Here is a 24,182-nt window from a genome sequence, read left to right as displayed (position 1 = left end):
TCACATCCGGAAAACGCCGTAGGAGACCGGCTCCAGCGGAGCCTGGCCGACAACCGAAAGAGCAAGTCCTAGCACGGTTCTGGTATCCGCCGGGTCGATGACCCCGTCATCCCAGAGCCGGGCGGTCGAATAGTACGGGTTGCCCTGATGCTCGTACTGGGCGCGGATCGGGGCCTTGAACTCTTCTTCCTGCTCGGCGCTCATGTCACCGCGCACGGTGGCCAGCACCGACGCGGCCTGCTCGCCGCCCATCACCGAGATGCGGGCGTTGGGCCACATCCACAGGAACCGTGGCGAGTAGGCACGTCCGCACATCGAATAGTTGCCTGCGCCGTAGGAACCGCCGATCACCACGGTCAGCTTCGGCACCCGAGCGCAGGCCACCGCGGTGACCATCTTGGCGCCGTGCTTGGCGATGCCCGAGGCCTCGTAGTCGCGGCCGACCATGAAACCGGCGATGTTCTGCAGGAAGAGCAGGGGTGTCTTGCGCTTGTCGCACAATTCGATGAAATGTGCTCCCTTGAGCGCAGATTCGCCGAACAGCACCCCATTGTTGGCGACGATACCGACCGGGTGACCGTGGATGCGGGCGAACCCGGTGACCAGGGTGGTGCCGTACTCGGCCTTGAATTCGTTGAACTGGCCGCCGTCGACGATGCGGGTGATCACCTCGTGTACGTCGTAGGGAACCCGGGCGTCGACCGGAACCACGTCGTAGAGCTCGGTCTGATCGGCGACGGCATCCACGGTGGGCGTCACGGCCCACGGCGGCGCGTCGGCCGGCCCGAGGGTGGCGACGATGTTGCGCACGATCCGCAGGGCGTCGCGGTCGTCGTGGGCGAGGTGGTCGGTGACGCCGGAGGTCTTGGAGTGCAGGTCTCCGCCGCCGAGGTCCTCGGCGGTGACGACCTCACCGGTGGCGGCCTTCACCAGTGGCGGGCCGCCCAGGAAGATCGTGCCCTGATTGCGCACGATGACGGCCTCATCGCTCATCGCCGGCACGTAGGCCCCGCCCGCGGTGCACGACCCGAGCACCGCGGCGATCTGGGCGATGCCCTGCGCGCTCATCGTGGCCTGGTTGTAGAAGATCCGGCCGAAGTGCTCGCGGTCGGGGAACACCTCGTCCTGGCGCGGCAGGAAGGCCCCGCCGGAGTCGACCAGGTAGATGCACGGCAGCTTGTTCTGCAGCGCGATCTCCTGTGCGCGCAGATGCTTCTTGACCGTGACCGGGTAGTAGGTGCCGCCCTTGACGGTCGCGTCGTTGGCGACGATCAGGCATTCGCGGCCCGAGACCCGGCCGATGCCCGCAATCATCCCGGCGCCGGGACATTCGTCGTCGTACATCCCGTCGGCGGCCAGTGCGGAGATCTCCAGGAACGGACTGCCCGGGTCCAGCAGGCCGTCGACCCGGTCGCGGGGTAGCAACTTGCCCCGGTCGACGTGGCGTTGACGGGACCTCTCGGAGCCGCCGAGGGCGGCGGTGGCGAGCTTGGCGCGCAACTGCTCCACCAGCGCCAGATGATCGTCGCGGTGCGATGACAAGGCCGCTCCCATTTCGGTTAATGACAACTAACTCGTGTTAGGTTAGTTTTCATTAACTGAGTTGTCTACCCCCGAAAGGCGCCATGTCCGACAGCGCCGTCACCCGCCGCAGCAAGGCCAAGTCCGACCGCCGCACGCAACTGATCGCTGCTGCCGAACGGCTTGTGGCCGAACGCGGTTACCTCGCGGTACGCCTGGAAGACATCTGCTCGGCGGTCGGGATCTCGGCTCCGGCCATCTATCGGCACTTTCCCAACAAAGAGGCCCTTCTGGTCGAGCTGCTCGTCGGGATCAGCGCCCGCCTGCTCACCGGCGCACAGGCTGTCACCGCACGGAACGCCCCGCCGGTCGACACCCTGAACGACCTGGTGGACTTCCACCTCGACTTCGTCTTCGGCGAACCCGATCTGATCCGCATCCAGGACCGCGACCTGGCCCACCTGCCCGACACCGCCAAGCGTCAGGTGCGGCGGTCCCAGCGCCAGTACGTGGAGATCTGGGTCGCAGTACTGACGCAACTCAACCCCGACCTCGCCGAGGACGACGCGCGTGTGATGGCGCATGCCGCGTTCGGCCTGCTGAACTCCACCCCCTACAGCGTGAGACCCGCTGCCCCCAAGACACATTCACGCGCGGTACTGCGCCGGATGACGCTGGCCGCGCTCACGGCCTAGACACCGAACGCCTTGGCCAGCCAGCGGGTTGCCGCATCGACCAGGACCGCGCGGTTCTCCCGCTTGACGATCTCGTGGCCGTCGTCGTCGAAGATCAGCAGTTCGGTGGTGCGCCCGAGGGCCACGAGCGCCTCGTACATCTGACGGGATTCATCGGGCAGCACGTTGGTGTCGTTGCCGCCGTGCACCAGCAGCAGCGGTGCGATCACCTGGTGGGCCTTGGGCAACGGCGAAAGCCGTTCCAGCAGATCACGATCCGCGACCGGGTGGCCGTACTCGGGATAGGACGCCGCCGCGATCCACGGCTCGGTGGTGCGGTAGAAGCTGTTCAGATCGCTCATTCCGCAGATGCTGATGCCTGCGACGAACAGCTCCGGATGAAAAGCCAGCGCCGCCTGCGTCAGATAGCCGCCGTATGACCACCCGGTACAGGCCAGCCGCTCGGCCGGCGCAATGCCCTCGTCGACCAGATACCTCGCACAGTCGGCGACGTCGTCGATCGCGGCGAACCGCAACTCCTTGTCATCGGCGTGCACGAACGCCCGACCGAATCCACCCGAACCGCGCACATTCGGGGTCAGCACCGCAAAACCCGCTTCCAGCAGTGCCGGGAAGATCTCGTTGTATTCGGGCCGCGCCTGTCCCTCGGGACCGCCGTGCAGGAACATCACCGCGCCCACCGTCTCGCCCGGTGGCCGGTACAGCCAGCCGGTGAGCTCCAAACCGTCGCGCGCGGTGATCCGTTCCAGCGTCGGTGCCGAGGTGAGCGGACCGCGGCTGGGCTCCCGGTCGATCCGCTCCCACTCCAGCGACCGCGGATCGACGAGCTCGACGGTGCGGGGCAACGACGGTCCCTGCACCGTCACCGCGACCATGGAACCGCCGGCGCTGATACTCAGCTCCCCGGCGACCGGGCCGGGCAGCGGAATCGGCACCGACAATGTCTCGTCGGCATACTCCAGGATCTGTAACTCACTGCGGCCGTCGATGTTCCACAACAACGCGACGGTGGACAGGTCATCGCTGACCACGAACTCGTCGAGCTCGTATCCGGCCCGCTCGGCGACCACGTGATAGGTCACGCCCTCGGCCGTGACCGTGACCTCCAGCAGCCGGGCATGGGCGGCCCCGTTGTCACTGCGGATCAACGCCCGCACAAACCCTTCGGTGCTGTCGGGCTCGTAGGTGCCGGCCGGGTGGTACAGCGCGGTCTCGCCGTCGTAGCCGCTGCGGAGCCGGCGTGGGGTGTGATCGTCGAGGATCACACCGAAATCGGTGACCGAGCCGGGATCTGATGGCAGCAGCGCGATTTCGGTGAGCCCCCACAGCATGATGAGCTCCTGATAGCCACGCGGACCGACCCGGACGAGCGAGGCTCCCGCCCACGCGTCCACCAACCGGCCACCCGAGCGCCGGTCGAGCACGATCGTGTCCCCGGTGGCCGGATCGATCAGACACGAGCTGCCGACGCCGTCCTCACCGGTCAGGATCGCCGCCACCTGGGCACCGTCCCAACCGATCAGTTCCGCGGTGCCCTCCGCGTCCGGGGGCCAGTAGTCGATCCGGTGGGCATCCCGGTCGTCGGGATCGGTCGTCACCACCCAGATCTGGCTGCGGGTCCCGCCTTCGGGGGCCATCTCGCAGGCCAACCAATGTCCGTCGGCGGAATGGATGACCTTCGTCACGGGCCCGACCACGGGCAGTTCGACGTCGCGGGAGGAGCTGGCCCGCCAGCCACGCAGGAACCGCTGCACCGCGCGCGGATAGCCGCCGTCGTCGACCAAGTGGGCAAATGCCGTCGCATCCGGCGACAACGACGCGCCGTAGTTCACCCGCACGTGCCGATCTGCGGCCACCTCGCGTCCTCCCGTCACTCCCGCGTCCTCTTCAGGATCCCTCACCGCCGCTCGATCGCCACGACCTCGGTCGCAGCGGACTGAGCATCTGCACAGGTACCCTCGCAGCCATGAGGTGGGCATGACCGATTCACCACGCCGCGACGGGTCCGACTACCCCGTGGACTATCCAGATCCGGCGTACTCGAACCAACCGCCGTATCAGGGCGTCTACCCGGCGGTGCCCCACGCTGGGCCCTCGGTACCGAATCCGACCCAGCAGCTGCCGCCCTACCCGCCTCCCGGGTACGACGCCAACGCCACCGGTCAGCCGGCGGGCGCACCCACTCCGCCGGAACCCGATGGCCACCGACCACGGCTTTGGCTGTGGATTCTGGCCGCCGTCGCGGTCCTGGTCGCCCTGGGCATGGTCATCGCGTTGGTGATCGCCAACGGCTCGAGCCAGGAGACGGTGGTCGCGCCGCAACCGGTCACCCCCCAGCCTGGATTCAGCACGTCGCCGAGGCCCACCACGACGACCACGCGCGCACCGCGGCCGATCCCGCCACCCACCACCGCCCCGCCCACGGAGGCCACACCGGGGCCGACCGAGACCGTCACCTACGAGGTCACCGGCGAGGGACGGGCCATCAACATCACCTACCTGGACACCGGCAACATGCTCCAGACCGAGTTCAACGTCATGCTGCCGTGGAGCAAGCAGGTCGAACTCGCTCAACCGGCGACCGAGACCGCGAGTGTGAGCGTCGTGAATTTCGGCCCCGAGGTGGCCTGCACCGTGACCGTCAACGGCGTGCAGACCCAGCATCGCAGCGGCTCGGGGATCACGATCTGTGTCGGGACCTCCTGAGCCGACGGTTCAGGACGTCGTGACGGCCGGGCCGTGCTGCCGGGCGGGTACCCGCACGGCGAGCATCCCGGCCAGACCCAGCGCCAGCACCAGCACCAGGCCGCCCATCCCGGCACGGTCGGCACCGAAGAAGTCGATGAACATGAAGAACAGCCACGGCGCCAGGAACGACGCCGCCCGTCCGACGGTGGTGTAGAGCCCGAACGCCACACCTTCCTTGCCGTCGGCGGTGATCCGCAGCATCACGTTGCGTGCCGCGGACAGCGTCGGCCCGATGAACAGGCACAGCAGCAGGCCACACACCCAGAAGGCCACCGGTCCCGACAGGACCAGCAGGGCCAATCCCACCGCGATCAGGCTGACCAGCGACGCGACGATGACGGGCTTGGAACCCACCCGGTCGTCGAGCACGCCACCCACCACCGCGCCCACCGCAGCGACCACACAGGCACTGATGCCGAACAAGAGCACGTCGGCCTGGGAGATGCCGTAGACGTTGACGCCCAGCACCGCGCCGAACGCGAACACCCCGGCCAGCCCGTCGCGGAACACCGCGCTCGCCACCAGGTAGTAGACGACGTTGTGGTCGCGTCGCCACTCACCCCGGATCTCGGTCCACAATTTGCGGTAGGCCCCGAAGAATCCGACCTTCTCCACCGGGCCGGCATCGGTCACCCGCGGCACCATCACGAATATCGGCAGCGCGAACAACACGAACCAGACGGCGGTGAGCAGCATCACCGCCCGCACGTTCTGCCCGTCCTCGATCGGGATGCCCAGCAGCCCACGGGTATCACCGTCGCCTGCGATGAACCCGACGTAGGCCAACAGCAGCAGCACCACGCTGCCGCCATAGCCCAGCGCCAGGCCGAGCCCGGAGACACGCCCTGACGTCTCAGGTGTGGACAACTGTCGGAGCATGGCGTTGTAGGGCACCGTGGCCAGCTCGTTGCAGGCCGCTGTGCAAGCCAACAGCACCAGGCCCGGCATCAGATACCGGTGGTCGTCACGGATCAGGCTCATCGCCGACGTCAACAGCACGGCCGCACCGGTCATCACCGCCAGCACCCGACGCCGCCGCTGCGGCGCATCGACCCAGATACCGGTAACCGGTGCCAGCAGGGCCACTGCGAGACCGGCGACCGCCATGGCCCGCCCCAGCCAGCTGGCCGGCGTGGTGTCCCCGGGAAGGTCCGCACCGACACTGCCGGTCAGATACACCGAGAACACGAACGTGATGACGATGGCGTTGAGGCCCGTCGCTCCGCAGTCCCACAATGCCCACGCGAGCACCCTCGCCCGCCCGGGGTTAGTCATGACCGCCACCCTATGGGTTCGGGCGCCTTCTAGGATTGGACGCATGCCAGTACCCGCACCCAGTCCGGATGCCCGTGCCGTCGTCACCGGCGCCTCGCAGAACATCGGCGAAGCGTTGGCCACCGAACTCGCTGCCCGCGGCCACCACCTGATCATCACCGCGCGGCGGGAGGACGTCCTGACGTCGCTCGCCCAACGCCTCACCGACCGCTACGGCGTCACGGTCGAGGTGCGCGCCGTCGACCTCGCCGACCCGGCGGCCCGGGGCGTCCTGTGCGACGAACTGGCCCAGCGCGAGATCTCGATCCTGTGCGCCAACGCGGGCACCGCGACCTTCGGCCCGGTCGTCGACCTCGATCCGGCCGGCGAGAAGGCCCAGGTGCAGCTGAACGTGCTCGGTGTCCACGATCTGGTGTTGGCGGTGCTGCCCGGAATGGTCAAGCGCGGCTCCGGCGGCATCCTGACCTCCGGATCGGCGGCAGGCAATTCACCCATCCCCAACAACGCCACGTACGCGGCATCCAAGGCGTTCGCCAACACGTTCAGCGAGTCGCTGCGCGGCGAGCTCAAGGACGCGGGCGTGCACGTGACGGTGCTGGCGCCGGGCCCGGTCCGCACCGACCTGCCCGACGAGTCCGAGCAGTCCCTGGTCGAGCGGCTGATCCCCGACTTCCTGTGGATCTCAACCGAATACACCGCCAAGCTGTCGCTGGACGGCCTGGAGCGCAACAAGATGCGCGTGGTCCCCGGCGTGACCTCCAAGGCCATGTCGATGGCCAGTGGCTACGCACCGCGGGCCATCGTGACCCCGATCGTCGGCGCCGTCTACAAGAAGCTCGGCGGCGGCTAGGGGGTTGCCCTCGGCGCCGAGTGGCCACTCGCGCTTAGGTTTCAGCGGTTTCAGCGGCGGCGGCCCGTGCCGAAGATGCTGCGGGTGATCTCGCGGCCGATCACCGTGCCCGCCGAGCGCATCGCGCTCTTGAACGCCGGGTTGGCCATCATCTTGTCGAGGAAACCGGGCTCGGCCGGTTGAGCCGGGGCCGGCATCGCCTCGATCTCACCCGTGGCTTCGATGCCACCGAAGCCACCTGGATCCTCGGGTGCCGGCGGCGGCGCGAGTTTGGCGGCCAACCGCTCGTAGGCCGAATCCCGGTCGACGGTCTGTCCGTACGTCGCCTGCAGCGGGCTGGCCTTGGCGGCCGCGGTGATCGCGTCGGTCCCGATGGTGTCCATCAACGACCGCGGCGCCCGCATCCTCGTCCAGGCCACCGGCGTCGGCGCACCCCGCTCCGAGAGCACCGTCACCACAGCCTCGCCGATACCCAACGAGGTCAACGCCTTCTCCAGGTCGTAAACATCGGTCTTCGGGTAGGTGCGCACGGTCTTCGACAGTGCCTTCTGATCGTCAGGGGTGAAGGCGCGCAACGCATGCTGCACCCGGGCACCCAACTGCGAGAGCACCTCGTTGGGCACGTCGGTGGGCAACTGCGTGCAGAAGAACACGCCGACGCCCTTGGAGCGGATCAGCTTGACGGTCTGCTCGACCTGCTCCAGGAACGCCTTGGACGCGTCGGAGAACAGCAGATGCGCCTCGTCGAAGATGAAGACCAGCTTCGGTTTGTCGACGTCGCCGACCTCGGGCAGGGAGGTGAACAGGTCGGCCAGCACCCACATCAGGAACGTGGAGAACATCACCGGGCGTGCGGCCTGCGAACCCAACTCCAGCAGGCTGATGATGCCGCGGCCCTGCGCGTCGGTGCGCAGCAGATCCTTGGGTTCCAGCTCCGGTTCGCCGAAGAACGAATCGGCGCCCTCGGCCTCCAGGTTGACCAGGGCGCGCAGGATGACACCCGCCGTCGTGGTCGACACCGCACCCAACGCCTTGAGTTCGGGCTTGCCGTCATCGCTGGTGAGGAACTGGATCACCGAACGCAGATCCTTGATGTCCAGCAGCGGCAGACCCTTCTGATCGGCCCAGTGGAAAATCAGGCCGAGCGTGGACTCCTGGGTTGCGTTGAGCCCCAGAACCTTTGACAGCAAGATCGGACCGAAGCTGGTGATCGTCGCCCGCACCGGCACCCCGATACCCTCGGTGCCCAGCGACAGGAACTCCACCGGGAAGGCGGTCGGCGTCCAGCTGTCGCCGGTGTCCTTGGCGCGCTGATCGGTCTTGTCGCTGACCTCGCCGGGCTTCGACAACCCCGACAGGTCGCCCTTCACGTCGGCCATCACCACCGGGACGCCGGCGGCGGAGAGCTGCTCGGCGATCACCTGCAACGTCTTCGTCTTACCGGTACCGGTGGCACCGGCGATCAGCCCGTGCCGGTTGACCGTGGCCAGCGGGATGCGCACCTGCGCTCCTGCATCGACGGTGCCGTCGACAACGACGGTGCCGAGCTCCAGCGCCTGTCCTTCGACGGCGTAACCGGCGGCAATCTGCTGCGCGGGGGTGCCTGTCGATTCGGTGGTCATGCCGCGGTCCTCCCAGTTTTCGCGTACGAGCCAATCGGGGTCTGACACTACTTGTCGGGCGCCACACACGGTGGGTATGACGCCTGTGTGCCGGGAATGGGCATACTGTGGACCTTCGTGCGAGACGAACTGGTATGGATCGACTGCGAGATGACCGGCCTCGACCTGAAGTCCGATCGGCTGATCGAGATCGCGGTTCTGGTCACCGACGCTGACCTGAACATCCTCGGTGACGGCCTGGACGTGGTCATTCACACCGACGACGAGGCGCTGTCCGCCATGGTCGACGTGGTCAAACAGATGCACACCCGGTCCGGGTTGATCGAAGAAGTGCGAGCGTCGACCGTCGATGTCGAGACCGCCGAACAGATGGTGCTCGACTACATCCGCGAACACGTCAAGACGGCCAAGTCCGCCCCCCTCTGCGGCAACTCGATCGCCACCGATCGCGGCTTCATCGCCCGCGACATGCTGAAACTCGACGATTACCTGCATTACCGGATGATCGACGTCAGCTCGATCAAGGAACTGTGCCGCCGCTGGTACCCCCGGATCTACTTCGGCCAGCCGGAGAAGGGGCTGGCCCACCGCGCCCTGGCCGACATCCACGAGTCGATCCGCGAACTCCAGTACTACCGCTCGACCGCATTTGTCACCCAGCCCGGGCCGTCTACCAGCGATATCGCCGCGATCGCGGCCGAGCTCGGGCCGCCGAAGGCCGACGCGACCGAAACCGATTCGGCAGTAGGACACCCGAGCAGTTAGTATCTACGAGCCGCATGTGCCGCAAGGCAGCGCGGCGATGGTGGCTGTAGTTCAGTTGGTAGAGCACCAGGTTGTGATCCTGGCTGTCGCGGGTTCGAGTCCCGTCAGCCACCCCGATATCGGGAACGCCGTCTGCGCAAGCAGGCGGCGTTCCTGGTTTCAGGACCCCGGCTGATATAGATCGAGTTGGTCCTTCTCACATGCCTCCGGAGGTGTCCGGAAGGGCGGTGGCGGTGGTGTCACCGGGAACGGTTAACCCGCAGGCCGCGGAATCTGCTCAGTCGGCCCGTCGGTATCCGGTCCATGAGTGCCCGGCCCGGCAGGGTCGGTGCCAGGCGCGGCGGGCCGTTCCTCGCGGGTGCCCAGCAGTGCACGCACCAGGGGCCGCGGGCCGTAAGGGCGCAGCATGGTGCTGGCCGGGCGGGGACGCACGATGTGAGGCCACCAGAACCAGCGGCCCAACAGGGCGGCGATCGACGGGGTCATCAGGGACCGGACGATGAGCGTGTCGAACAGCAGTCCGATACCGATTGTGCTGCCGGCCTGACCGATCGACCTCAGGTCGCTGGCCACCATCGACATCATCGTGAACGCGAAAACCAGGCCCGCTGCCGTGACCACCCCGCCGGTGCCGCCCATCGACCGGATGATGCCGGTCTTCAGGCCTGCGCCGATCTCCTCCTGGAACCTCGAAACCAGCAGCAAGTTGTAATCACTACCGACCGCTAGCAGGACGATCACACCGAACACCGGGGTGATCCAGTTCAGATCCAGTCCCAGCAGGTGCTGCCACACAAGCACCGAGAGCCCGAACGCCGCACCTAGGGACAACAGCACCGTGCCGACGATCACCACCGCCGCCACCAGCGAGCGGATGATGACGAGCATCACGATGAAAATCAGTGTCACCGCTGCCAATCCGACCAGCAGGATGTCGTACTTCGACCCGCTTTGGATGTCGTTGTAGATCGCGGCGGTGCCGGTCAGATAGAACTTCGCATCGGCCAACGGGGTGCCCTTGACCGCGTGGCGGGCCGTCTCCAGTTCCGGCTTGACCACCTTGATCCCCTCTGGCGTCGCCGGATCCTCGTCGAGGGTCACGAAGAACCGGGCCGATTTGCCATCGGGCGACAGGAAGATCTTCAACCCGCGCTGGAAATCCGGATTGTCGAACGCTTCCGGTGGCAGATAGAAGAAGTCGTCGTTCTTCGACGAGTCGAACGCCTGCCCCATGGCGGTCGCCGTCTCGGTCATCCGGTCCATCTGCTTGACCATCCCCGTGAAGCTGCTGTGGATGGTCTGCAGGGTGCCCTGCATGGTCTTGGCCACCGTGATCATCGCCGGGAATTCCGTCACCATCTGCTTCATGGTGGCGACCATCTCGTTCATCGCGCTGGCGACCTTGGGCATCGTGGTGTCCATGTTGCTCACATCGGCAACGAGCGAATCCATGTGGCCGGTGAACTTGTCCACGTCGTCGAGGGCGTCGAACGCCGACCGGGTCGACAAGCACACCGGGATGTTGTCACAGTGCGGTTCCCAGGAAAGGTAGTTGCGCACCGGTCGCCAGAAGTCGTCGAAATCGGCGATGTGGTCGCGCATCTCCTTCAGGGTGTCCCGCATCGTGCCCATGTCGGCGGTCATGCTGTGGGTGATCTCGCTCATGTCGGCGGTGCTACCGCCCATGTCGCCGGCGGAACCGGTCATCTTGGTCATCAGCGCCTGCATCCGCTCCATGGAGCCGACCATCGTGCCGAGATCATCGCTCATCGTCAGCATGTCGTCCATGCGATCCTTCATGAACTGCAGGTTCGCGGCGATCGGGACCGACTGCATGCTGATCTGGAAGGGTATCGAGCTGTGCTCGATCGGACCGCCCAGCGGTCGCGTAATGCTTTGCACGCGAGCGACTCCCGGCAGCCGGAAGATCTCCTTGGCGATCCGGTCCAAGATGATCATGTCGCTGGGGTTTCGCATGTCGTGATCGGCTTCGATCATCAAGATGTCCGGGTTCAGCCGGGCGGCCGAAAAATGCTTCTCCGCAGCGTCATAGCCCACGTTGGACGGTACGTCGGACGGGATGTAGTAGCGATCGTTGTAGCTGATCTTCATCGTCGGCATGATGGCGATACCGATCAGCACGGCCACCAGCGACGCTACGAGCACGGCTCCGGGCCAACGCACGTTCGCCGTACCGATTCGCCGCCACCGGCGGTTCTTGATCTTGCCTTTGGGTTCCAGCAGACCGAACCGGGTCCCCACCGCCACGACGGCCGGTCCCATCGTCAGCGCTCCGGCGATGACGACCAGCATGCCCAGTGCGGACGGCAGACCCAGAGTGCTGAAGTAGTCCAACCGGGCCAGGTGCAAACAGGCGGTGGCGCCGGCAATCGTCAACCCCGACCCGACGATGACGTGGAAAGTGCCGCGAACCATCGTGTAATACGCGGTCTCTGGGTCTTCGCCGGCCTGACGCGCCTCTTGGTACCGGCCTATCAGGAAGATCGCATAGTCGGTACCCGCCGCGATCGCCAGCGACGAGAGCAGCGCCACCACGAACGTCGAGAATCCCAACAGGCCGTGATCACCCAGCAGGGCGACAACGCCACGGGCGGTGCCCATTTCCACGCCGACCATGGACAGCGCGAGAAGTGTTGTGCTGATTGATCGGTAGGTGAGCAACAGCATGATGATGATGACCACACCGGTGACACCCATCATCTTGAACATGCTCTTGTCGGCGGCCTCGGTCATGTCTGCGGTCAATGCCGCCGGGCCGGTGACGTAGGCCCTGACCCCTGCCGGGGGCGCGTGCTCGGCGACGATCTCGCGAACCGCGTCGACCGAGCGGATCCCCTCGGTGCTGCCCTGATTGCCTGCGACGTTCAACTGCAGGTAGGCGGCTTTGCCGTCGCCGCTCTGGACCCCACCCGCGGTGACCAGATCACCCCAGAGGTCTTGGACGTGCTGAATGTGTTCGGTGTCGTCCTTGAGCAGCTGGACCAGTCCGGCGTAGTACTCGCGGGCGTCCTTGCCAAGTTGCTCGTCGCCCTCCAAGACGATCATGACGATGCTGTCGGAATCAGATTCCTGGAAATTCGCACCGATCCGTTTGGCGGCGATCACCGCCGGTGCGTCGTCCGGCGACATCGACACGGCGTGCTCGCGGGCGACGGTTTCGATCTGCGGCACGAAGACGTTCGTCACGATCGTGATGCCCACCCAGAACACGATGATCGGCACCGCCAGGGCCCGCATCGTGCGCATCAGCCTCGACGGTGGCTTTCCGGTGGCGCTCATGCTGCCTTCACCAGACAGAAGGTTTGTGCGTCATGGCCTTTGGTGGTCTGCTCGTCCTTGATCACACCGTTGACGGTGATGCGGCACCCGATGGTGTCAGCATCGCCCTGGGCGACAACCTGGGCGACGATGGACGGGATGGTCGTGGTCAGTGTCTGTGTCCAGGGCAGCGAGGTGAAGCGCGCGTCGAGCGACTTGCCGTTCTCGTCGAGGTAGCTGATCTTGCCCACCGCTTCCGCGGGGCCGAAGAGCTCGTACGTCACCTTCTTCACGTTGACGGACACGATCGCCTCGGTCTTCCCAGGTTCGGCGAAGATCTCGTCCGAGCCGAACATTCCGCGCAGTTGCATCACTCCCACGGCACCGAGCAACGCCGCCGCCAAGACGAGCAACAACACCCATATGCGTTTCAGGACGACGAGCACAATCAGCTCCTTCGGTAGGTCCCAACCTGATGGAGCATACCCCTCGGGGTATTTGAGCATGCAAATCTCGACGTAAATGGCCCCCGAGAGGACGGGAGACGGTTCTGGCGGTCGCTGACCGTGCGTGGCCTTTCGGGGGTCAAACTGGTCACCAGTGACGCGCACGCCGGGTTGGTCGCCGCGATCGGCGCCACGCCGCCCGGTGCGGCGTGGCAGCGGTGCAGAACGCATTACACGACGAATCTGATAGCCGTCACACCGAAGGCCTCATGGCCGTGGGTGCGGACTCTGCTGCATTCGGTCAGCCGGATGCTGAATCTGTTGAGGCGCAATATGATCGGACCATCAAAACATTGACCGACATGCCCTGATCCGACTCGTCGGAGCCATGCCGGTCCCGTTCAATCCTCGACGCCTGTACCCCAGGTGGATGGCAACAGTGGCACCGTCGGACCGTCGCCGAACTCGGCACCGCCGGACGTCCTCAAGCCCGTCGTCTTCGCTTCCGGCTTGTCGAGCACTCCGGAAAAGCCCAGCGGCCCCGCACCGCGGTCCGAGGCCGTCGGTGACGTCTCCGGTGCGGCGCTTCCGTCCGGATCAGTTTGCAGATCCATGTATTCGTAGCCGTGGCCCTTGTCACGCATCGCCGCCCGCCGCCGGCGGCGGGCCCGCGCCTCGCGGGCTGATTCGCCCGCTGCGGCCTCGGCGGTATCGGGTGTTGCGGCTTTCTTCTTGGCAGTGGCCGCGGCGTTGGTCCGTGCCGCAACCGGTACGACCGCGCCCGGCGAGCCGATCAGATAGGGCGGGAAGAATCCGGGCCCACCACCCGGGGCGACCGACGGCGTGGGCGCCGTGGCAGCAGGTGCGGTCGCCGACAGCCCGGGCGACGGGGCTGCGGGAGCCGAGGGCGCTGCCGAGGCCGGCGAACTGCTCGGCACCGACGAGGATCCACCGGCCGCCGGCCAGGATTGAGGATCGGTGCCGGCCGGAATTTCCGCGCCGACCAAGGCGGGCGGTTGGATTGCGGCCAGACCGGTGATCGCCCACCCCAGGTTGGCAATCACGACGCTCAGTGCGGGCTGAATCAGGGCCGGGGACAACTGAACAACGACCTGCAGCAACTGAGCCGCATGGAAAGCCATGTCGGCCAACACCATGGGCAAATTGGTCAACAATGCTGCGGGGTCATTGAGCAGGTTGTCGATGAGCAGTCCGATGTTCTCGATCTGCTCGTGCCCGACTTCCAGCCACCACCGCGGGTCGAGCGGGCTCAGGTCGCCGTGCGATCCGTGATCATGATCGTCGTCATGTTCATGGCCATGATCGTGCTCATCGTCGTGGTCGTGATCGTCGTGCAGGATCCGCGGCGCCGCCGGGGTGGATGGCGCAGACGCCACCGCCGTCTCGGACACCCCTTGGTAGACGGTCATCGTGGTGGCAGCCTGAATCCACATCCGGATGTAGTCGGCCTCGTTCACCGCGATCGGGATGGTGTTGATCCCAAAGAAGTTGGTGGACAACAGGACCGCCTGCCGGACATGGTTGGCGGCCAACTCGGCCAGGGTGGGCATCGCCGCCAACGCACTGGCGTAAGCCGCGGCTGCGGTTTCATGCTGGATGGCGATCGCCGAGGTGTCTGCGCTCACCTGCTGCAACCACGCCAGGTACGGAAGGTGAGCAGCCAGGTACTGCTCCGCGCTCGGTCCCTGCCATACCCCTGCTCGTACCGCACCCAACAACGCCGCGAGTTCTGTTGCTACCTCGGCATATTCGGCGCTCAACGACGACCACGCGCCGGCGGCAGCCAACATCGCGCCGGGACCTGGGCCACTGGCCAGGAGTGCGGAATGCACCTCCGGCGGCGACGCCATCCATACCGCGGCCATGAGACACCCCTCCTGCCGACTGACGATCACATCTTATTGAATATGATTATCATTATCAGACAGGCCGCATTGGTCTCAACTGCCAACGGGTTCGACGGGAGGACCGAGTTGAAGTTCCCGCGGCGCCACATCAGGCGCCGTCGCGCGCCCTCTCAGCCGGAGCGATCGCCGCCCCAGCCGCCCGGAAGCATCGGCTCCACCACACCGCCGCCGAAGGAATCGCCATCCAGAGAGGCCAGCCCGGCCGGACGTGCGGCGGGCTGCTGCGCTTCGGTGCCGGCGAACCCGATCTGTCCGGCACCCTGGTCCGAAGGCGCCACATCGGGCTCCGGGTCCAGGTATTCATAGCGGCGGCCGAGCTGCTCGGACCGAGTTCGGCGGCGTCGCGCCTTCCGCTCCCGGGGCTCTTCGGCAACCGGCACCCCTGCCGGCGCCTCCGTGGCGTCGGGAACAGGACTTCCCCTTCGAACCCGGTTGCGCGTCGCCTGTCGGACCTCCGCGGGCAATCCGGCGGCCAGGTAGCCGAAGGCGTCCATGGTCCCCAGGGTCGGCGGTGACGATGGTGCGGGCGGCGCAGCGGGGGGCGCCGACGGTGGCGCAGGTGTCGAGACCGACGGCGAGACAGGAGCGGGCGTGGGGGCCGGCGGGGGCGCCGGACTCGGGGTGAGCGCGAGGCCGACGGGCGGCGGCGGTAGGGGCGGAGGCATCGGCACCACCGGTATTGCGTTGTGCAGCCCTACGATTCCGGCCGCACCGATGACGCCTCCGGCCGTCAGAACCGGGGTGGCCGCAACTGCGGCCGCCAGCATCGGCAGCAGGGCGGGCAATGCCGCGACGAGTACGGTCTCCAGCGTCGTCTTCAACAGTGCAATGGTGTCGGTGGTGATCGCCACGAACATCGCGCCGGCTCCGAACAGCAATGTGTAGGCGATCGCGACCGGATTGCCCGAGGCGAAGGCCAGCCCGATATCCGCCGCGACGAATGCCGCGGTCTGCGACAGATAGGCCACATACTGCGAGATATCCATCGGATAGCCGAGAGCAAATGCGAGGTTGAGGGGATGAAAGAAGCTCAGCGGATTGCCGGTCCACGGTAAGTATGGATCGATGCCCGCAAACAACTCCGCGAAGAAGGGGTCGTTGTAGAGCCCCTGGATCAGCGGGTCCAGGACTTTCTCGTAGAAGTCGGTGTAGCCGATCTGATCGAGCCAGTCCGTGTAGTCGTTCTGCCGGTCGGGCGGCGCGTCGGAGGTGGATGCAAGCGAGGCTGATCTCAGAATCTCCGGTGCGGCAACACTTTCCGGCGATGCCGTCAGCGCCGACGTCGCGACACTGTCATAGGCGTGCATCACGCCGGCAGCCTGAACCCACATCCGCACGTAGTCGGCTTCGTTCAGCGCGATCGGAATGGTGTTGACGCCGAAGAAGTTCGTGCCCACCAACGCCGCGTGGGCGGCGTGGTTGGCGGCCAACTCCGCCAGAGTCGGCATCCCGGCCAGCGCGCTGGTGTAGGCCGCGGCGGCCGTTTCGTGTTGGACCGCGCGCGTCGCACTTTCGGCGCCCTGCTGCGTCAGCCAGGCCAGGTACGGCCCGTGAGCCGCGACATATGCTGCGGCACTTGGTCCTTCCCACGTTCCGGCCTGTACACCGCCCAACACTGCGGTCAGCTCAGCAGCAACCTCGGCGTATTCGGCGCTCAGGGTGGTCCAGGCTCCCGCAGCCGCGAGCAACGAGCCCGGCCCCGGCCCCGCCGACAGCAACGAGGACCAGACTTCGGGTGGGGAGGCAAGATAAATTGGGGCGGTCATCGCTGACCGCCCGGTGTTTCAAACGACACGGGCGTTCATCGGCCTTCTCGGGGTACTCCGCCCCGGGTAGCAGGATGCGATGACGCAAGTGTCCTGGCTCTCGGATCACAGCTCGCCTCGCCTTCCAGCTTTCAGCCGTGGCAGTTGAGGGTCGCTCCCCGATGACAGTGGCGGGACCGCGCCGGATTCGCACCGGCTTCCTACGTCGTCATCACCTAACCGACGAATTATGGCACGCCCAGCGGGGCTCAGATGTGCCGCACCACTACTCAGACGGTCGCCCGGCGCCCTTCTTGATCCGCGGGGCCAACTGCACGACCTCGGGCACCACCGTCGGATTCTCGTAGGCGGTGGTCACCAGTGACACCAGGGTGTTGGCGACGTCGCGCAGGGCCGACATGCGGGCGGGCAGCGCACCCTGGGCGACCCACGTCTTGACCAGCTGGTCCAGCAGATCACGGTCGGCCCCGCGCAGGATCTCGGTGTCATCGGTGGGGCCGACACCGACCCGAATCAGCGACAGCTCGGGATGCTCGATGCGCCAGGAGTGCAGGATCTCGTCGAGGGCGGCCTTGCTCGCGCTGTACGCCGCCACCCCGGCGCGCGGGCGACCGACGTCATAGCTGGAGGCCACCATGACCACGCCGTTCTCGGCCAGCCGGGGCGCCGCGGCACGCAGCACGTTGTTGGCACCGATGGTGTTGACGCTGAACGCATGCAACCAGGTGGCCACATCCGTGTCCTCGATGTAGGCGAACGGGATCACCGTGCTGGTGAACACCACGGCGTCCAGCCCGCCCAGCGCGTCCGCCGCCTCGTTGACCACGCGGCCGATGGACGCGGAGTCCTCGACGTCGAGCTCGAAGGCGAAACCACCGATGGCGTCTGCCAGGGAATTCAGCAGGTCGATACGTCGCGCTGCGACGGCGACCTTGGCGCCGCGTTCGGTGGCACTGACCGCAACAGCGTGGCCGATGCCCGACGAGGCACCGACGACGAGGAGACGCAGCCCGGCTGCGTCGGCTCGTTGACCACTCATTCTGGATCAACCTCCATGGTCCATCTCAAGGTGTTAGGTCACCCTTCGCTCGTCGGACATTACCGGGTGCGATGAGTTCCGGCCGCGCGGTGGGTCCACTTATCAGACCGAGTTTCATTGAACAGACCTCAGGAGCCCCGATGACGACAGGAAAGCCTCCGATAGTCGACCAGCAGACCTGGCGCGCCGCGCTCGCCGACGTCCGACGTCGAGAGAAGGCCGCTACCCGGGAACTCGACGCCATCGCCGCAGCACGACGGCGGCTGCCGATGGTGGAGCTACCCGACTACACGCTGATCGGTGCGGACGGCCCGGCGCGTTTGGCGGACGTATTCGACGGCCACACGCAGTTGATCGCCTACCACCACATGTGGACCGACGGCGCCGAATGGCAGTGCGGCGGCTGTACGTGGTTCACGTCGCAGTTCACCCGTCTCGATTTCCTGGACAACTACGACGCCCGCTTCGTCGTGATCACCAACGGACCGATCGACGAAGTGCTGGCCTATCGCGACAAAGTCGGCAACAAGATGGACTGGTACTCGTCGTCGGAGAGTTCGTTCGGCGCGGACGTCGACGCTGGGCCCGACGAGGGTTTCGCGGTCAATACTTTTCTGCGCGACGGTGACACCGTCTACCGCACGTGGCACACCAACGGCCGCGGTACCGAACAGCTCAGTCACCTCTTCCCGCTCATCGATCTGCTGCCGTACGGCCGGCGGGAAGAATGGCTGGATTCGCCTGAAGGATGGCCTGCCGGACCTACCTACTCGGGCTGGCCAGATAGTCCCGACATCGCCCGTCTCTACGGAAAGGCTTCACAATGACCGCGTCCGCCACCCGCGAGAGCCACGTCCTCACCCGCACCATCTCCGCCTCCCCAGAAAAGGTGTTCGCCGTCCTGGCCGACCCGGCCCGGCATTGCGAGACCGAACCCGGTGACTGGGTGCGCGACGCGATCGATCCCACACCGATCACCGGGATCGGCCAGATCTTCGCGATCAACATGTTCCTGCCCCAAGCCGGCGGACATTACGTCATGCACAACCTGGTGACCGAGTTCGACCGGGACCGAACCATCGCGTGGCTGCCCGGTCAGCTCGACGAGTCGGGCCAACACAGCCCGGGCGGTTGGTCGTGGCGCTACGACCTGGCCCCCAACGGCGAGCACACCGATGTCACCCTGACCTACGACTGGACTGACACCCCGCAGAGCTTCCGGGACCAGATCGGCGGCATGCCCCCGTTCGGCACGGATTTTCTCACCGAATCGCTTGCAGCGCTGGATCGTTCGGTGATGTAGCGAGAATCAGGTGCTGGCGTTGCCGGTGCGCCACTGGTCCCACGGGATGTTCCAGTCCCCCAGGCCCTCGGTGCCCGGCAATACCGAGCCCACCGTGTTGACGACCTCGACAATGTCGCCCCGTTTGGTGTGCTCGTAGAACCAGCGGGCGTTGGACGTACTGACGTTCAGACATCCGTGGCTGACGTTGCTGTAACCCTGGCTGCCGACCGACCACGGGGCGCCGTGCACATAGATACCGCTGTAGGACATCTGGGTGGCGAAGTCGACTTCGGTGCGATAGCCGTTGGGCGAGTTGACCGGCACGCCGTAGGTCGACGAATCCATCACCATATGGTCGAAGCGATCCCCGACGATGTAGACCCCGTTGTTGGTCGGAGAACTGTTCTTGCCCATGGAGATCGGCATGGCCTTGACGACCTCGCCGTTGCGCCGAACGGTCAGGGTTTTGGTGGTGTCATCGGCCGAGGCGATCACCTCGTCGCCGATGGTGAAGTGGGTCGTGACATTACCCTGGCCGAACAGCCCGTCACCCAACTCGACGCCGTAGGTGTTGACCGTGACGTCCACCGAGGTACCCGGCTTCCAGTACTTCGCTGGGCGCCAACGCACTTCGCGGTTGTTGAGCCAGTAGAACGCGCCCTCGACCGACGGATTGGTCTTGACGGTGATGGCACGTTGGGCGGCCAGGCGGTCGGAGATGTTCTCGTCGAAGCGGATTGCCACCGGCTGGCCCACCCCGACCACTTCCCCGTCGTTCGGCAGGAGGTAAGGCATCGTCAGATTGGCTGGCGAGTGTGTCTCGAACCGCAACCTGCGGTTGGCGACGCCACCGAGGCCCAGCGACTGCGCGTTGAGGGTGTACTGCTCGTTGTAGTCGAGTGGGTCGGTGGTCGACCACGTCAGTCCGTCGGCACTGAACTTCCCTGCGATGCTGGCGCCTTCTTCATCGGTCATGGTGACCGGGCCGAGCACGCCGTTCTCTGCGCTCACGGTAATCGGTGCGTCGACGGTCACCCCGACGGCACCGTCGGTCACCGAGGAGTTCACCCTGGGCACCAACAGATCGCCGTAAGGAGTGCCCTTGTCGGTGATCACCGGCGGCGGCCCCTGCGGGTCTTCACCCCCGCAGGCCGTCAGGCCCAGCATCATCGCCGGCACCATGGCAACCACCGCTCGCCGGAACAGACCCCGATATGGACGGGTCACCGTCTGGACCTGCCCCATGTTCGTCTCACCCCTCGCACGTCGATAGCAAATCTTGGCAATAGTCTAAGGGTTCCGGTGGGATCGGGCCGACTCGAACGTGGCCCACGGCCGCCACCAGCGGATTTCACTGTTGAGTGAAACTCCTGTTATTGTCTCTCACGCGCGCCGTTAGCTCAGTTGGTAGAGCAGCTGACTCTTAATCAGCGGGTCCGGGGTTCGAAACCCTGACGGCGCACCAACCAAAAACCCTGCCTCGGCAGGGTTTTTGCGTTTCGGTGTTTCAGAGTTACTGCGACCGTGCATATATCAGGCCCGGTACCGCTCGACCAGTCGATCGCCGATGCTGGATTCGGCCTCTTCCAACAGCATCTCCACGGCACCGGCCAGATGCGCGGCCGCATAGCCGCGATCCCGGTATTGCTCGCTCTTGAATCGGTCGAGCTCCCGGCGTAGATCGCCCAGGGTTTCATCACTCACATGCGCCATATGGGGTACCTCCAGTCGGTATGACCACGGCCCACATCGCCATATGAACGTTCGACATGAGCCATCGGGGTGTCGTCAGCGAATCCCGACGAGAAGTCCGTCGGGATTCGTCCTACCGGCGATAGCCCATGCAGCAATCCTGGCAAACGGAAAATGAGTTAGCTGCAACGCAATACCCCCTTGTCACGCAATCGACCCGTGTTGCGGCCGGGATCTTTACCCGGATTCGCCACCCAACCCCAACCCGACGTCGACCTTAGCTGTACACCTATGCGGTAGCAACCGGTTCGGCGAGAAAAGGCCGTTCCCGCCCTGCTATGCAGTAGATTTCAGCTGCCGTACCAGACCGGCGTCGAGTTGCACAGGGCCAGGTCGACGGCCAGCCGAATACAGGTTTGCCGATCGCTTTTCCCACGAAACCAGCGTGGATCGAGACCCAGGGGCCGACTGCGCTTCGCTTGACGCCAAAATCCCAGCAAACTTCTTTGCCGAATCGACCGGAACTCGCACGCCACGAGGCCGCGCGACCCATGCGCCATCGGGATCATCGCTCAAATTTGCGGTGAACTGTTCCGGTGACAGTCAAACGCCTGGTGTCGACACACCTCGACGATGTGCTGGAAATTGCGTTGTATCGCGACCATCCGTGATATGGCCAGCTTATGTGACGCATATGTAAGTTTCTAACCGGTAGCTGATGGCAGTGCTTCCGCTGGTCAGATGCCAGAAACCGTGTTACGCTCCAGTTAGCTGAAGTATTGCGATCCGATACCGCGTGACGATTGCGCCGAGATGAGGGGTGTTAGCTGATGGCTACCACAAGCGGCGCCGATCGCACAGCGATATCAACCGCCGCATTTGTTGCTGCAAACCCGCCCGTGATAGTGCACACCTGCACCCGGCTGGGTCGCGTCGCCAATCCCCCGAGTTTCTCGTTGGCGGACTTGCTCCTGTTCCGCCGCCGCTGAGCGGCGAATCAAGCCGGAGTCGCTGAGCGGCGCAGGGCACCCAACGTGCCCTGCCCTCCGATCAGCGCCGCTTGATCCGTCGCACGACGACGACCACCACCAGTACTCCGGCACCGGCCAACGACGCCGTCACCGCAGGCTTCTTGAGGAAGCCGATCACCGCCGACTTGAAATCGTCGGCCAGACGCTGCGGGTTGGCCCGCACTGCCAGAGAGTCGACAGTCACCGCCAGCTGATCGCGAGCCTGATCGATGTCCCGCTTGATGCTCTCCGGGTCTCGGTTCGCCACTGTTTGCTCCTCCACGCCGCTCCATGTCGTGCTGCCCTGCCGCACTACCCTAGATCAGCCGGCACCGAGACGACGGAACCGGTCGACAAGAAGGGAAACCCGCGCATGCCGCCAACTCCGCGCCTCGAGGTGGGAGACACCGCCCCGGCTTTCAGCCTGCCCGATGCCGACGGCAACATCGTCAAGCTGTCCGACTACAAGGGCCGCAAGGTCATCGTGTACGTCTACCCCGCCGCGTCCACGCCCGGATGCACCAAGCAGGCGTGCGATTTCCGGGACAGCCTCGCCGAACTCAAGGGTGCCGGGCTCGACGTCGTGGGCATCTCCCCCGACAAACCGGAGAAGCTGGCCAAGTTCCGTGACAAGGAGGAACTCACCTTCCCGTTGCTGTCCGATCCTTCCCGCGAGGTACTGACAGCCTGGGGCGCATTCGGCGAGAAGACCATGTACGGCAAGACTGTTCAGGGTGTGATCCGCTCCACGTTCCTCGTCGACGAGTTGGGCAAGATCGCCGTCGCGCAGTACAACGTGCGCGCCACCGGTCACGTGGCCAAGTTACGCCGCGATCTCTCGGTCTAAGGGGCCAGAGCTTCGAGCAGGAGCGCCTCGGCCGTCGCCGCTTTCTGCAGCACACCCAGGTGCAGGCTTTCGTTCACGCTGTGCGCCTGGGTGCCGGGATCCTCGACACCGGTTACCAGAATCGTCGCCGCCGGGAAGGCTTCGGCGAATTCGGCGATGAACGGGATCGATCCGCCCATACCCATGTCCACCGGATCGGTGCACCACGCGGTCCGGAACGCCGCGCGGGCCGCCTCGTACACCGGACCTGAGGCATCGATCGCGTAGGGCTGACCGACGTCGCCGGGGGTGACGGTGACCTGCGCGCCCCACGGCACATGGGATTGGAGGTGACGGGTCAACGCCTCCAGATGCGCATGCCCGTCGCCACCCGGCGCCACCCGCATGCTGATCTTGGCGCGGGCACGTGGGATCAGCGTGTTCGACGACGTGTCGATGGGCGTGGTGTCGATGCCGATAACGGTGATGGCGGGCTTGGCCCACATGCGTTGTACCACTGAGCCGGAACCGATTTCGGACACGCCCTCCAACAGGCCGGACTCCTGGCGGACCCAGCCTGCCCCCCGGTCCACGTCGGCCGCCGTCGCCTCGTGCAGACCGGCGACCGCGACATTGCCGTCATCGTCGTGCAGGCTGGCCAGCAAGCGCACCAACACACTCAACGCATCCGGCACCACCCCGCCCCACAGGCCCGAATGCAGCCCGTGGTCCAGGGTGGCCACCTCGACCACACAGTCGGCCAGACCACGCAAGGTCACGGTCAACGCCGGGATCTCGGTGCTCCAGTTGTCGGAGTCGGCGATGACGATGACATCGGCAGCCAACGCGTTCTTGTGCGCAGCCAGCAGGGCACCCAGTGACGGCGAACCGGATTCTTCCTCGCCCTCGACGAAGACCGTGACGCCTACCGGAGGCTTGCCGTCGAAGGCCCGTACGGCGGCCAGATGTGTTGCGATACCGGCCTTGTCGTCGGCGGTACCGCGACCGTAGAGCCGGCCGTCCCGTTCGGTGGGCTCGAACGGTGCAGAGTCCCACTGCGCCGGATCCCCCTCGGGCTGAACGTCGTGGTGGGCGTACAGCAGCACCGTGGGGGCTCCCGCCGGTGGCGGATAGTGCGCGATGACGGCGGGTGCACCGCCTTCGCTGACGATGCGGACGTCGGGAAAGCCTGCGTCCGACAACAACTTTGCGACGGCGTCAGCGCTGCGGTGCACTTCATCGCGCCGGGCCGGGTCGGCCCACACCGACTGGATACGGACCAGGTCCTCCAGATCGGACCGCACCGACGGCAACACCTGCTGCACCCGCGCCACCACATCACTCATGGTGACGACACTAGCCGCACTGTCGAACGCCGCGACCGCGCACAAACTGCAGTCCGATCACGGCGTGTCGGGCGGCGACACGCACACTC

At 65.8% G+C, this 24,182-nt stretch carries 20 protein-coding genes, 2 tRNA genes, 1 pseudogene and 1 riboswitch; of the genes and pseudogenes, 10 read left to right on the top strand and 13 right to left on the bottom strand.

What is annotated here, in order from left to right:
- Positions 1 to 1,554 carry a carboxyl transferase domain-containing protein gene (locus G6N44_RS26745; RefSeq protein ID WP_163669257.1) on the bottom strand — a complete coding sequence of 518 codons (1,554 nt, stop codon included), beginning with the start codon at positions 1,552 to 1,554 and terminating at the stop codon, positions 1 to 3.
- Between the two features lie 71 nt (positions 1,555 to 1,625).
- Here G6N44_RS26745 and G6N44_RS26740 point away from each other — a divergent pair, with 71 nt between their 5' ends.
- On the top strand, positions 1,626 to 2,216 hold the full coding sequence (locus G6N44_RS26740) for an SACE_7040 family transcriptional regulator (protein ID WP_163669256.1): 591 nt from the start codon (positions 1,626 to 1,628) through the stop codon (positions 2,214 to 2,216).
- Here G6N44_RS26740 and G6N44_RS26735 read toward each other — a convergent pair.
- Entirely contained in the window at positions 2,213 to 4,090 is a 1,878-nt protein-coding gene (locus G6N44_RS26735; RefSeq protein WP_235682887.1) for an alpha/beta hydrolase family protein, read from the bottom strand. The two genes, G6N44_RS26740 and G6N44_RS26735, sit on opposite strands and share 4 nt — an antisense overlap.
- A gap of 103 nt (positions 4,091 to 4,193) precedes the next feature.
- Here G6N44_RS26735 and G6N44_RS26730 point away from each other — a divergent pair, with 103 nt between their 5' ends.
- On the top strand, positions 4,194 to 4,922 hold the full coding sequence (locus G6N44_RS26730; protein WP_170309431.1) for an MmpS family transport accessory protein: 729 nt from the start codon (positions 4,194 to 4,196) through the stop codon (positions 4,920 to 4,922).
- Between the two features lie 9 nt (positions 4,923 to 4,931).
- Here G6N44_RS26730 and G6N44_RS26725 read toward each other — a convergent pair whose 3' ends face one another.
- On the bottom strand, positions 4,932 to 6,239 hold the full coding sequence (locus G6N44_RS26725) for an MFS transporter (RefSeq protein WP_163669254.1): 1,308 nt from the start codon (positions 6,237 to 6,239) through the stop codon (positions 4,932 to 4,934).
- A 43-nt stretch (positions 6,240 to 6,282) separates the two neighbouring features.
- Between G6N44_RS26725 and cmrA the strand changes: the two genes are divergently transcribed.
- Positions 6,283 to 7,089 (top strand): mycolate reductase, encoded by an 807-nt coding sequence (gene cmrA, locus G6N44_RS26720; RefSeq protein WP_163669253.1) that lies wholly within the window; start codon positions 6,283 to 6,285, stop codon positions 7,087 to 7,089.
- Positions 7,090 to 7,139: 50 nt separating this feature from the next.
- Here the strand turns inward: cmrA and G6N44_RS26715 are convergent, their stop codons facing one another.
- Positions 7,140 to 8,711, bottom strand: coding sequence for a helicase HerA-like domain-containing protein (locus G6N44_RS26715; protein WP_163669252.1), 1,572 nt, complete (start codon positions 8,709 to 8,711; stop codon positions 7,140 to 7,142).
- Positions 8,712 to 8,828: 117 nt separating this feature from the next.
- Between G6N44_RS26715 and orn the strand changes: the two genes are divergently transcribed.
- Positions 8,829 to 9,476: an oligoribonuclease gene (gene orn, locus G6N44_RS26710; protein WP_163669251.1), complete on the top strand. Its 648-nt coding sequence runs from the start codon at positions 8,829 to 8,831 to the stop codon at positions 9,474 to 9,476.
- Positions 9,477 to 9,516: 40 nt separating this feature from the next.
- Positions 9,517 to 9,589 (top strand) — tRNA-His (locus tag G6N44_RS26705).
- Positions 9,590 to 9,728: 139 nt separating this feature from the next.
- On the opposite strand, the gene G6N44_RS26700 is transcribed toward G6N44_RS26705, so the two are convergent.
- Both G6N44_RS26700 and G6N44_RS26695 read right to left on the bottom strand, forming a co-directional pair.
- Complete coding sequence (locus tag G6N44_RS26700) at positions 9,729 to 12,776, bottom strand: MMPL/RND family transporter (protein ID WP_235682886.1); 3,048 nt, start codon at positions 12,774 to 12,776, stop codon at positions 9,729 to 9,731.
- Complete coding sequence (locus G6N44_RS26695) at positions 12,773 to 13,201, bottom strand: MmpS family transport accessory protein (protein WP_163669250.1); 429 nt, start codon at positions 13,199 to 13,201, stop codon at positions 12,773 to 12,775. The genes G6N44_RS26700 and G6N44_RS26695 overlap by 4 nt, the downstream gene beginning before the upstream one ends.
- Before the next feature lie 87 nt (positions 13,202 to 13,288).
- Here G6N44_RS26695 and G6N44_RS26690 point away from each other — a divergent pair.
- Positions 13,289 to 13,563 (top strand): annotated as a pseudogene (locus G6N44_RS26690) (transposase); the annotation flags it as partial.
- A 39-nt stretch (positions 13,564 to 13,602) separates the two neighbouring features.
- Here G6N44_RS26690 and G6N44_RS26685 read toward each other — a convergent pair.
- The 3 genes from G6N44_RS26685 to G6N44_RS26675 form a co-directional block, all read right to left on the bottom strand.
- Entirely contained in the window at positions 13,603 to 15,087 is a 1,485-nt protein-coding gene (locus tag G6N44_RS26685) for a PPE family protein (RefSeq protein WP_163669249.1), read from the bottom strand.
- 152 nt (positions 15,088 to 15,239) lie between these two features.
- Positions 15,240 to 16,895: a PPE family protein gene (locus tag G6N44_RS26680; RefSeq protein WP_163669248.1), complete on the bottom strand. Its 1,656-nt coding sequence runs from the start codon at positions 16,893 to 16,895 to the stop codon at positions 15,240 to 15,242.
- A gap of 67 nt (positions 16,896 to 16,962) precedes the next feature.
- Positions 16,963 to 17,139: riboswitch (cobalamin riboswitch) on the bottom strand.
- A 21-nt stretch (positions 17,140 to 17,160) separates the two neighbouring features.
- Positions 17,161 to 17,934 (bottom strand): SDR family oxidoreductase, encoded by a 774-nt coding sequence (locus G6N44_RS26675; RefSeq protein ID WP_163669247.1) that lies wholly within the window; start codon positions 17,932 to 17,934, stop codon positions 17,161 to 17,163.
- Between the two features lie 140 nt (positions 17,935 to 18,074).
- On the opposite strand from G6N44_RS26675, the gene G6N44_RS26670 reads away from it, so the two are divergent.
- Positions 18,075 to 18,761 (top strand): DUF899 domain-containing protein, encoded by a 687-nt coding sequence (locus G6N44_RS26670; RefSeq protein ID WP_163669246.1) that lies wholly within the window; start codon positions 18,075 to 18,077, stop codon positions 18,759 to 18,761.
- Entirely contained in the window at positions 18,758 to 19,237 is a 480-nt protein-coding gene (locus G6N44_RS26665) for an SRPBCC family protein (RefSeq protein ID WP_163669245.1), read from the top strand. Before G6N44_RS26670 ends, G6N44_RS26665 begins: the two co-directional genes overlap by 4 nt.
- 6 nt (positions 19,238 to 19,243) lie before the next feature.
- On the opposite strand, the gene G6N44_RS26660 is transcribed toward G6N44_RS26665, so the two are convergent.
- The gene (locus G6N44_RS26660; protein WP_163669243.1) at positions 19,244 to 20,464 is read right to left on the bottom strand and encodes a L,D-transpeptidase; all 1,221 of its coding nucleotides are present in this window, start codon (positions 20,462 to 20,464) and stop codon (positions 19,244 to 19,246) included.
- 144 nt (positions 20,465 to 20,608) lie between these two features.
- Between G6N44_RS26660 and G6N44_RS26655 the strand changes: the two genes are divergently transcribed.
- Positions 20,609 to 20,684 (top strand) — tRNA-Lys (locus G6N44_RS26655).
- 68 nt (positions 20,685 to 20,752) lie between these two features.
- Here the strand turns inward: G6N44_RS26655 and G6N44_RS26650 are convergent.
- Entirely contained in the window at positions 20,753 to 20,932 is a 180-nt protein-coding gene (locus G6N44_RS26650) for a hypothetical protein (RefSeq protein ID WP_163660033.1), read from the bottom strand.
- A 1,029-nt stretch (positions 20,933 to 21,961) separates the two neighbouring features.
- Positions 21,962 to 22,189, bottom strand: a complete 228-nt coding sequence (locus G6N44_RS26645) for a DUF3618 domain-containing protein (RefSeq protein ID WP_163669241.1) — start codon at positions 22,187 to 22,189, stop codon at positions 21,962 to 21,964.
- 105 nt (positions 22,190 to 22,294) lie between these two features.
- Between G6N44_RS26645 and bcp the strand changes: the two genes are divergently transcribed.
- A complete protein-coding gene (gene bcp, locus G6N44_RS26640) occupies positions 22,295 to 22,768 on the top strand; it encodes a thioredoxin-dependent thiol peroxidase (RefSeq protein ID WP_163669240.1) in 474 nt (157 codons plus the stop codon).
- On the opposite strand, the gene G6N44_RS26635 is transcribed toward bcp, so the two are convergent.
- Complete coding sequence (locus G6N44_RS26635) at positions 22,765 to 24,093, bottom strand: dipeptidase (RefSeq protein WP_163669238.1); 1,329 nt, start codon at positions 24,091 to 24,093, stop codon at positions 22,765 to 22,767. The two genes, bcp and G6N44_RS26635, sit on opposite strands and share 4 nt — an antisense overlap.
- Between the last annotated feature and the right edge of the window lie 89 nt (positions 24,094 to 24,182).

Origin of the sequence: Mycolicibacterium alvei (assembly GCF_010727325.1) — a bacterium.
GTDB lineage: Bacteria > Actinomycetota > Actinomycetes > Mycobacteriales > Mycobacteriaceae > Mycobacterium > Mycobacterium alvei.
Note: the sequence above shows the minus strand (reverse complement) of the source record. Positions and strands in the feature narration are given on the sequence as shown.